General features: G+C 71.2%; 10 protein-coding genes. 6 read left to right on the forward strand and 4 right to left on the reverse strand.

What is annotated here, in order from left to right:
• On the reverse strand, positions 1-426 hold a 426-nt coding region (locus EAD89_RS03835; RefSeq protein WP_147458752.1), incomplete at its 3' end, for a hypothetical protein.
• Positions 423-842, reverse strand: coding sequence for a YbaB/EbfC family nucleoid-associated protein (locus EAD89_RS03840; RefSeq protein WP_121674752.1), 420 nt, complete (start codon positions 840-842; stop codon positions 423-425). The genes EAD89_RS03835 and EAD89_RS03840, both read right to left, overlap by 4 nt.
• Before the next feature lie 99 nt (positions 843-941).
• Between EAD89_RS03840 and EAD89_RS03845 the strand changes: the two genes are divergently transcribed.
• Genes EAD89_RS03845 through EAD89_RS03855 form a run of 3 tightly spaced genes read left to right on the forward strand, consistent with a single transcriptional unit; the run spans position 942 to position 3,258 of the window.
• Positions 942-1,274, forward strand: coding sequence for a hypothetical protein (locus EAD89_RS03845; RefSeq protein WP_121674753.1), 333 nt, complete (start codon positions 942-944; stop codon positions 1,272-1,274).
• A complete protein-coding gene (locus EAD89_RS03850) occupies positions 1,271-2,332 on the forward strand; it encodes a WXG100 family type VII secretion target (RefSeq protein WP_121674754.1) in 1,062 nt (353 codons plus the stop codon). Before EAD89_RS03845 ends, EAD89_RS03850 begins: the two co-directional genes overlap by 4 nt.
• A gap of 20 nt (positions 2,333-2,352) precedes the next feature.
• Complete coding sequence (locus EAD89_RS03855; RefSeq protein ID WP_121674755.1) at positions 2,353-3,258, forward strand: hypothetical protein; 906 nt, start codon at positions 2,353-2,355, stop codon at positions 3,256-3,258.
• A gap of 13 nt (positions 3,259-3,271) precedes the next feature.
• On the opposite strand, the gene EAD89_RS03860 is transcribed toward EAD89_RS03855, so the two are convergent.
• Positions 3,272-4,243, reverse strand: coding sequence for an aldo/keto reductase (locus EAD89_RS03860; RefSeq protein ID WP_121653848.1), 972 nt, complete (start codon positions 4,241-4,243; stop codon positions 3,272-3,274).
• A gap of 187 nt (positions 4,244-4,430) precedes the next feature.
• Between EAD89_RS03860 and EAD89_RS03865 the strand changes: the two genes are divergently transcribed.
• The 3 genes from EAD89_RS03865 (at position 4,431) to EAD89_RS03875 (ending at position 7,733) form a co-directional block, all read left to right on the forward strand.
• On the forward strand, positions 4,431-5,483 hold the full coding sequence (locus tag EAD89_RS03865) for an LLM class F420-dependent oxidoreductase (RefSeq protein ID WP_089021139.1): 1,053 nt from the start codon (positions 4,431-4,433) through the stop codon (positions 5,481-5,483).
• Positions 5,480-6,316 carry an undecaprenyl-diphosphate phosphatase gene (locus tag EAD89_RS03870; protein ID WP_121674756.1) on the forward strand — a complete coding sequence of 279 codons (837 nt, stop codon included), beginning with the start codon at positions 5,480-5,482 and terminating at the stop codon, positions 6,314-6,316. The genes EAD89_RS03865 and EAD89_RS03870 overlap by 4 nt, the downstream gene beginning before the upstream one ends.
• A gap of 316 nt (positions 6,317-6,632) precedes the next feature.
• Positions 6,633-7,733, forward strand: coding sequence for an IS30 family transposase (locus EAD89_RS03875; RefSeq protein WP_121674757.1), 1,101 nt, complete (start codon positions 6,633-6,635; stop codon positions 7,731-7,733).
• A 116-nt stretch (positions 7,734-7,849) separates the two neighbouring features.
• On the opposite strand, the gene EAD89_RS03880 is transcribed toward EAD89_RS03875, so the two are convergent.
• Positions 7,850-8,404, reverse strand: coding sequence for a hypothetical protein (locus EAD89_RS03880; RefSeq protein WP_121674758.1), 555 nt, complete (start codon positions 8,402-8,404; stop codon positions 7,850-7,852).
• Between the last annotated feature and the right edge of the window lie 468 nt (positions 8,405-8,872).

The following is an 8,872-nucleotide window of genomic DNA, read 5'->3' on the forward strand; positions in this document are numbered from 1 at the left end:
TGGGCTCGGAGATGGGTATAAGAGACAGCCATTCGCCGGCTCCGCCGCCCCGCCAGCCGGCCCGGCCGACCGCGGCGCCGGTACCGCACGGGTGGCCGGTGCCACGGCCCGGCAGGAGAGCGCGCCCGGCCGATCGGTCAGCACCTCGGCGGCGGTGCGGGTCACGAACACGCTGAGCCGCTCCACCTGCTCCGGAGTGCGCGGCACCTCGTACCACCAGCCCGTGTCGCCGGTCGGGCGGTGCCAGCCGAGCGCGGCCAGGCGTGCCTCGTCGTGGCCCGGGCAGATCGCCCCCACCACCTCGCGGCGCACCAGCAGCCGGATCGCGCGCGAACCGGCGGAGAGCTCCAGGTCCGTGTCGCGGTCGCAGCGGGCGATCGTGTCCCGCAGCCGCGCGACGATGTCCGGCCAGGTTGCCGAGGTCATGCCGGCGGGCCCGGCAGGCGGTCGTCCAGCCGCCCGAGCCGGGCGACGGTCTCTTCCAACCGGCCCAGCGCCGAGAAGTCGCCGGGCCTGCCGAACAGGTCACTCAGGCCCGCGCCCAGCGTGACGTCCAGCCCCTCGGTGTGCCTCTCGACGTGCTCGCTGGCCGCCGTGCGGGCCCGCCGGTACGCGTCGAGCACCAGCTCCGCCACACCCTCGGTGCCGGCGCGCAGGGCGGCGGGCGCGAGGGTGAGGCCGGTCAGCACACCGGTGGCGTCGACCGTCGCCGACACCAGGCCGCTCTCGTCGGTCGCGGTGCCGGACAGCTCGGCCAGGTCGTCGCGGAGCCCCGCGAACCGGCGTTCGATGTCGGCGATCCGCCCGGCGAGCCCGTCGAACGCGGACATCGGATCAGTCATGAGATGAGTTCCCTCCCCCGTGGACCATGCGACCGGGGTGGTGCCCGGTGGCCGGGGAATCGTATCGTCGGTGCGCTCGACACATGGGGGAGGAACGGCATGCCGCCGGACATCGATGTCGACGTGCAGGCGGTCCGTCGACTGGAGACGGCCGCCAAGCAGGTCGCGAGTTCACTCGCCGCACTGGAGGGTCAGATCGTCTCGGCCGGTGACGTGCCGTCGGACGCGTTCGGTCATCTGCCGTTCGCCAGCGACATGCTCCGCGCCAAGTACGCCGAGCAGGTCACCGGTGGCGCGGAGCTTTTCGGCGCCGCCAACGCCGCATTCGGCCGGGTCGCCGACGCGCTGGCCGACACCGTCGAGGCGTACGAGCGCAACGAGCAGGAACTCGACGGCGGGTTCAAGGCCATCCAGGCGGGGATGCCCGGATGAGCGGGCCCGCCGGCAGCGCCGTCCAGCTGTGGAACGGCCTCGACAACGCGCTCTCCGGGGTGGAGGCCGCGGTCGACAGCGTCTGCCGGACGCTGGCCTGGCCGCTCATCCAGCTCGTCGACCTGGTCGACGGTGAGCCCGCCGCGCTGCGCGCGAAGGCCGCCGAGTGGGACACGCTGGCCGGGCAGGTGCGCGATCTGGCGCAGGGGCATCGCGGCGCCCGCGAGGCCGCCCAGGCGGGGTGGAGCTCGCCCGCCGGGACGGCGTACGGCCAGCGGCTGGCCGAGGTCGAAGATCAACTGCTCGGTGTCGCCGAACAGTTCGCCGCGACCGCCGAGTACCTGCGCAGCGTCGCCGACGGCCTGCAGACCGTGCACGACGTGCTCGTCGACGTCTGCGTCGAGTTCGTGAACTTCCTCCTCGTGACGCTGGTGACGGCGCTGCTGATGGCGCCGTTCACCGCCGGTGCGTCCTGGGCGGCCGGCGTGGGCGTCGCCGTGACCCGCGGCCTGATCGTCGTCACCCGGATGCTGAAGGTCATCAGGCCGCTGGCGACGCACCTGCAGAAGGTCATCCGCCTGCTCCAGCGGGTCATGCTGTACCTGCGCAAGCTGCGCAACCACCTCGACAAGCTGGTCGACATGCAGAAGAAGCTGCGCACCGGCCAGAAGTACGCCGACAAGCGCCGCGCCGCCGGCAAGGCCGACAAGTGGCACCACAAGTTCCTCGACCCCACGAAGGGCACCTACAAGCTGGGCAAGTCGGGTTCGCCGTTCGACATGGGAGCCCTCGACCGGGCCGCCGCGCTGCGCGCCCACGGCGTCGCCGACGGCGCCCGGGTGATCGCCCGGGACTGGGCGACCAACCTGCCGTGGAACGTGCCGAACTCGATCGTGCACGGCGTCACCTGGGGGTCCGTTGCGCTCACCTCCGGCCTCTCCATCCCGGGCAGCGACCAGGTCGGCGACCAGATCGACCAGGCGGTGCAGGGCGGCGCCGACTGGATCGACCAGAATGTCTTCGGGCAGCCGCCCGCAGATCAACCCGCGGGCCGTTAGCCCGGCCGAGGAGGTGGAGCGTGACGTCAGGGGAGCGGGGTCGGCTGGGTCGGTTCACCGACGCGGTGCTCGGCGGCGCGCGCGCCGCCCGTGACAAGGCCCGCGAGCTGCGCGACGAGTTCCGGACCAGCGACGAGCCCGAGCGCGCCCTCGTCGCGCCGCTCCTGCCGGGGCAGGAGCTCCGCTACGTGGGGCTCGCCCCGGTCCGTACCCCGGAGACGCACAAGGCCGGCCGGCAGCTCACCGACCGGGTGGCCGGCGAGATGGCCGAGGCGCTGGACCCGCGGGCGCTGTTCGGGCTGCTCAACATCGTCAACCCGGTGGTCTGGGTGGACGCGGTCATGACGCCGGTGCGGCTGGCCGCGGGTGTGCTGCTGCTGCCCGGCAGGGCCGCCGCCGTCGCCGTCGGCCTGCCGGCGGCCGAGCCGGAGCCGAGCCCGCCACACCAGGCGCCGCAACGGGAGCCGATCCCGTTGACCGAGGAGCAGGAGGCGTTCCGGGCGCTGTTCCGGCTCAGCCGGTACCGCCCGCTGGCCGATCAGCTCGCCGAGATCGCCTACCGGCGCCGGTACGTCTTCAGCGGTGACCTCGCCACCCTCGCCGGCAGCATGCTGCTGTTCCTGGAGCGCTACACGGGCACACCGCTGGCGGTGAGCGACACCCACCTCCACCTGCTGCGGATGGGGTCCCGCCCCGACGCCGACCGGCCCGACCGGCGCCAGCCGCGGCTGCTGTGGAGCGTGGAGCGCACCCGGGTGGCCCGCGTCGACTCCGAGGGGGGCGTGGCCGGCCTGATGCAGTTCCCCTCCACCATCTTCTTCGACGACGGCTCGTGGATCCGGATCGTCAACCCGGCGACCCGCGACGACCAGTCCCGCTTCCTGACCGCGATCCGCGAGCTTCCCGGTCAACGCCCGACAATGTGAACGGGCCGGCGGGTCAGCCGTCGCGCTCCGGGTAACCCACCGGCACCGCCGAGACGTCGTCCAGCGCGGTGGTGATCTCCTCGGGCAGCGTGATCCGCTCGACCTGGAGCGCACCGAGCAGCTGCCCGACCGTGCGGGCGCCGAGGATCGGCGCGGTCACCCCCGGCCGGTCCCGGATCCAGGCCAGCGCCACCTCCAGCGGCGACACGCCCAGCCCGCCGGCCGCGGTCGCCACCGCCTCCACGATGCTGGAGCAACGCGGCTCCAGGTACGTGGCGACGAATCGTTCGAAGTGCGGCGAGGCGGCCCGGGAGTCCGCCGGACGGCCGTGCCGGTACTTGCCCGTGAGCACACCCCGGCCCAGCGGTGACCACGGCAGCACCCCGAGGCCGAGCGCGTCGCACGCGGGCAGCACCTCCCGCTCCACGCCCCGCTCCAGCAGCGAGTACTCCACCTGGGCGGCGACCACCGGCGCCCGGCCCGGCCAGGCGGTCTGCCAGGCGGCGGCCCGCGCGGTCTGCCAGCCGGAGAAGTTCGACACCCCGACATAGCGGACCTTGCCGCTGGCCACCGCGTGGTCCAGCGCGGCCAGGGTCTCCTCCAGCGGGGTGTCCGGGTCGTACCCATGCACCTGGAACAGGTCCACGTGGTCGGTGCCGAGCCGGCGCAGGGACGCGTCCAGGGTGCGCAGCAGGTGCCCGCGGGAGCCGTCGCGGCGCCGGCCGCTGCCCGGGCGCAACCCCGCCTTCGTGGCGATCAGCAGATCGTCACGGGGTACGAGGCTGCCCAGCAGCGAGCCGATCACGGACTCGGCGTCCCCGTCGCCGTACACGTCGGCGGTGTCGATCAGGTTGCCGCCCGCGTCCAGGTAACTCTTCAGCTGGGCGGCCGCATCGTCGGCGTCGGTGTCCCGGCCCCACGTCATGGTGCCGAGCGCGAGCCGGGAAACCGCCAGCCCGCTTCGGCCGAGCGGTCGCTGTTGCATGGGTGAACCTTATTTCGAACCTGCCGCCACCGATATCCTCGCTCCCGTCATCTCTGCCGGTTCTGCCGGTTCCGCCGGTCACGGGTACCGGGACGGACGGGGGATCATAGGGGGCGAGCCGGTGATCGAGGCCGTAATCGGCATTGCGTAACCTGGTGCGACCTGTGCCACGGATGGGGGAGGACCAGTGCGACTCGGGCTCAGCCTCGGATACCAGACAGCGTGGAGCACACCAGCGGATCACCTGGCGTTGGCCCAGGAAGCGGACCGGCTCGGCTATTCGGTGGTGTGGGCGGCGGAGGCCTACGGCTCCGACTCGCCCAGCATGCTCGCCTGGATGGCCGGCCAGACCGAACGGATCGACGTGGGCGCCGCGGTGATGCAGATCCCGGCACGTACGCCGGCGGCAACGGCGATGACCGCCGCCACCATCGACGCGCTCTCCGGCGGCCGGTTCCGGCTCGGCCTGGGCGTCTCCGGCCCGCAGGTCTCCGAGGGCTGGCACGGGGTGCGCTTCGCCAAGCCCCTGGCCCGGACCCGCGAGTTCGTGGACATCGTCAAGCTGGCCATCGCCCGCAAGGAGGTGGCGTACGACGGCGAGCACTACACCCTGCCGCTGCCGGACGGCCCCGGCAAGGCGCTGCGGTTGGGCTTCCACCCGCCTCGCGAGCACATCCCGATCTACCTGGCCGCGGTCGGCCCGAAGAACCTGGAGCTGGCCGGCGAGATCGCCGACGGCTGGCTGGCGGTGTTCTACGCCCCGGAGTTCGCCGATGAGCAGCTCGCCTCGGTCAGCGCCGGGCGGGCCAAGGTCGGCAAGGAACTGGCCGGCTTCGACGTGGTGCCCTCGGTGCCGGTGGTGGTCGGCGACGACGTTGCCTCCTGCGCCGAGCTGGTGCGCTGGTACGCCGCGCTCTACGTCGGCGGGATGGGCAGCCGGCAGCAGAACTTCTACAACCAGCTCGCCACCCGGATGGGTTATGGCGACGCCGCCCGCGAGGTCCAGGACCTCTACCTGGCCAAGCGGCAGCGCGACGCGGCCGCCGCGGTGCCGATGGAGTTCATCGACCGCACCTCACTGCTCGGCCCGAAGGAACGCATCGCCGAGCGGATGCGGGAGTACGCCGCCGCCGGCGTCACCACGCTGTCGGTGACGCTGTTCGTGGCCGACCGGGACAGCGGCGTTCAGACCCTCCGTACCGTCGCCGAGGCGCTCGACCTTTCGGGAGTCGGCGAGTGACCTGGGTCGAGGCCATCGTCCTGGGCATCGTCCAGGGACTGACCGAGTTCCTTCCGGTCAGCTCGTCGGGGCATCTACGGATCACCTCGGCGATCTTCTTCGACCGCGACGCCGGCGCGTCGTTCACCGCGGTCACCCAGCTCGGCACCGAGGCGGCCGTGCTGATCTACTTCGCCAAGGACATCTGGCGGATCACCCGGACCTGGCTCGTCGGCATCAGGGACAAGTCGGTGCGCTCCAGCCTCGACTACCGGATGGGCTGGTACGTCATCGTCGGCTCGATCCCGATCGGGCTATTCGGCTTCGTGTTCAAGGACCAGATCAAGACGGCCGGGCGCAACCTGTGGGTCGTGGCGACCACACTGATCGTGTTCGCGTTCGTGCTGGCGTTCGCCGAGTACTGGGGGCGGCAGACCCGCACCCTGGAGAACTTCCGGATGAAGGACGGCGTGGTGATGGGCTTCGCCCAGGCCATGGCGCTGATTCCCGGGGTGTCCCGCTCCGGGGGCACGCTCACCGCCGGTCTGCTGCTCAACCTGACCCGGGAGGCGGCGGCACGGTACTCGTTCCTGCTGGCCATCCCGGCGGTGGTCATGTCCGGCGTGTTCAGCCTCGGGGACGTCTTCGAGCCGTCCGCCCCGGGCACGTCCGCACCCACCGTCGCCCAGATGGTCGTGGCCACCGTGATCGCCTTCGGCATCGGGTACGCCGCCATCGCCTGGCTGCTCCGCTACGTCGCCCACCACACCCTGTACGTCTTCGTGCTGTACCGGGTCGCGCTGGGCACGCTGGTCCTGGCTCTCCTGCTGACCGGCACGATCAACGCCACCTGACCAACCGATCCGTCGACGGCCCTCGCCACCGCCCTTCGGGCGGGCGGGGGCCGTCCCGCGTGCGCCCCATCCGCGGTCCACGATTCCGTCGGTGGGAAAGACAGCGCCGCCCCCGGCCGGTGGGCCGGGGGCGGCGCTGGTGTCGGTGTGCAGGTCGCCTCTCGGCGAGTGGCGCTACGCGGCTCCAGCCGAACGGTGTTCCGCGAAGGCAATATTGGGTGAGGCCCGGGGACACTGAGTCACACCGACACTGTCCACAACCAGCAGCGGCCTGGCGTTGTTCCCGACCCCTGCACCCCCACGACGACGTGAGATCTTGGACAGTTTCCGTTACGAGCTTGGGCTCAACTGGTGGTTGCAACACCCTTTCGTGATTGTCGTTGGGGTGGTTATGGCGTCGAGGTTGAGTCCGCTGGAGCGGGAGCAGATTGGGTTGGGTCGGGCTGCGGGTGAGTCGTTGCGGTCGATCGCGCGAAGGTTGCAGCGGTCGGTGTCGACGATCTCGCGGGAGGTGGGTCGGTTCGAGCGTTACGGGCAGCGGTATCAGCTGTTGATGGCGCAGTGGGCGTCGTTTCTGCGGCACAACCGGTCCGGGCGGGTACCGCGGTTGGCTGTTGACGGGCCGTTGCGTGAGACGGTGCTGGATATGCTGCGGCGACGTCGTTCGCCGCAGCAGATCGGCGCCCGGCTGCGGGTGCAGTTCCCGGACACGCCGGAGATGTGGGTGTCGCACGAGACGATTTACCAGGCTATCTACCTGCAGGCGCGGGGTAACCTGCGCGCGGAGTTGGCTCGGCAGGTGGCGTTGCGCTCGGGTCGGGCCGCTCGCCGTCGCCGGGCGGCGCCAGGCGGGGCGGTGCGCTCGGCCCGGCCGTGGGTCGCTCTGCGCATCGCTGACCGGCCGGCTGAGGTCGCTGACCGGGCGGTGCCCGGGCACTGGGAGGGCGACCTGCTCGAAGGGGTACGTCGAGGTGGACGCGGTGGTTCCGCGATCGCCACTTTGGTAGAACGCGCCACCCGGTTCGTGATCCTGGTCGGGCTGCCCGAGGGCAAGGTGTCCGAACACGTCGTGTCCCAGTTGGCCGCCGCGATGAGCTGGCTCCCGCAGCGGTTACGGGCCTCGTTGACCTGGGACCAGGGCGTCGAGATGGCCCGCCACCGTGACTTCACCATCGCCACCGACTGCCCGGTCTACTTCTGCGACCCGCACAGCCCCTGGCAACGCGGCAGCAACGAGAACACCAACGGGCTGCTACGCCAGTACTTCCCCAAAGGCCATTTCGACTTCACCACCATCGACCAGGCTGACCTCGACCACGTCGCCGACGAACTCAACGATCGCCCCCGCATGACCCTGGGCTGGGCCACCCCAGGTGAAAAGATGACCCAGCTCCTCGGTGTTGCAACCACCGGTTGAGCCCGCCGGCGTGACGGTAACTGTCCAAGATTCGGCCGCGGGACATGCCGCTGGCCGGCACCCCCGGGATCGGGGTGCCGGCCAGTCGGTGTCACGCGGTGCTGTGGTGTGGTGGGTCAGCTGTTCCAGTGCTGGGCGACCAGGTCGGCAGCCTGCTGCTCCCACTGGGCGTAGGCGTCCGGGTAGGCCGAGACCTGGACGGTCTGCGCGGCGTCGGTCAGGGCCATGTCCTGCCATCCGTCGACCTGCTTGAGGCCCTTGAGGAACGCGGTGGTGGAGTACTCGGGGTCGGTGATCTGCTCCGGCGTACCCCAACCACTGGAGGGGCGCTGCTGGAACAGGCCCAGCGAGTCGTGGTCGTTCATGTCGCCGAGGTGGCCCAGGTTCTCCAGCTTCGACTCCTGCAGACTCGTGGCGATCGAGATCACCGCGGCCCGCTCGGGCAGGCCGGCCTTCTTCGTCGCGGCGATGATCGCCTTGACGTTGGCGGTCTGCTCGTCGTTGAGGTCGATGTGCGACTGCGGGCCCTGCGCCTTGACCGTCTGCACCGCGACCGCAACCGGCTTGCCCTCAACCGGGGCGGCGTGCGCGGCGATCGGACCGGCGAACACACCACCGGCGAACGCGAGACCAGCAACGGACAGCATGCTCTTACGAATGATCGTGTTCATGAAGGTTGCTCCTTCGGGGGGTAGACACCACACGCGCCCTTGTTCCGGGGGGAACGGGAACGTGGGGTGCAAGCACCTCGTCCGGCGCTCTCCTACACGGGGAAAGTCTTGAAGGTCGGCGGCCTACGGGCGGGGGCTCGTGGCGCCGGGGTCCAGCGGCCGACAAGCGGAGGGCTCGTGGCGCCGGGTCCATGTGTAACGACCGCCGGGCCGGGGTCATTCCGGGATCGGCCCATCCATCGGCACCTCGTGCGACGGGGTGCTGGTGCGGTCGGTCGGGGGTCTGCAACGACCGCGCACCCGCCGGCATTCCAACCCGGGCCTTGCTGTCATCCCAGCCGGAGGGGTGGGGTGGTGAGGCGGTGCTGCGATCGTCAGGGTGTGTAACGACCCCGGGCCCGCCACGATTCCAGCCGCCGGGTGCACCCGGCCACCGTCAAACGACCCCATACCGGACAGGCGGACCAA

Origin of the sequence: Micromonospora sp. BL4 (genome assembly GCF_003667505.1) — a bacterium.
Lineage (GTDB): Bacteria > Actinomycetota > Actinomycetes > Mycobacteriales > Micromonosporaceae > Micromonospora.

Bases quoted from the DNA above. Each gene is read 5' to 3' on its own strand.
- EAD89_RS03840 (WP_121674752.1), bottom strand. From the start codon at position 842: ATGACTGATCCGATGTCCGCGTTCGACGGGCTCGCCGGGCGGATCGCC.
- EAD89_RS03845 (WP_121674753.1), top strand. From the start codon at position 942: ATGCCGCCGGACATCGATGTCGACGTGCAGGCGGTCCGTCGACTGGAG.
- EAD89_RS03850 (WP_121674754.1), top strand. From the start codon at position 1,271: ATGAGCGGGCCCGCCGGCAGCGCCGTCCAGCTGTGGAACGGCCTCGAC.
- EAD89_RS03860 (WP_121653848.1), bottom strand. From the start codon at position 4,243: ATGCAACAGCGACCGCTCGGCCGAAGCGGGCTGGCGGTTTCCCGGCTC.
- EAD89_RS03880 (WP_121674758.1), bottom strand. From the start codon at position 8,404: ATGAACACGATCATTCGTAAGAGCATGCTGTCCGTTGCTGGTCTCGCG.